General features: G+C 41.2%; 1 pseudogene. It reads right to left on the bottom strand.

Annotation, left to right across the window (positions count from 1 at the left end):
- Positions 1-78: 78 nt before the first annotated feature.
- A pseudogene (locus SB771_RS35150) lies at positions 79-262 on the bottom strand (MFS transporter); the annotation flags it as partial.

The following is a 262-nucleotide window of genomic DNA, read 5'->3' as shown; positions in this document are numbered from 1 at the left end:
ATGATTCCGTAAAAATAACAGTATGACAGGAAACACAATAACCATTAAAATCAGACCCAAAATCACTACAGTTAACTTTCAGTTAAACCATTGAATCAAAATGAGAGAGCCGGGAACAAGAAGCATCTGACCCGCGCCAAACCCTGCCTCCATAATTCCAAAAGCAAGTCCGCGTTTTTCATTAAACCAATTTGTAACAACAACTGTTGCGGCTACATTGGATGCCCCTCCAACACCGACGGAGATAACAATTCCGTAAAGG

It is taken from the genome of Burkholderia sp. SIMBA_051 (genome assembly GCF_046534915.1).
Taxonomy (GTDB): domain Bacteria; phylum Pseudomonadota; class Gammaproteobacteria; order Burkholderiales; family Burkholderiaceae; genus Burkholderia; species Burkholderia ambifaria.
Note: the sequence above shows the minus strand (reverse complement) of the source record. Positions and strands in the feature narration are given on the sequence as shown.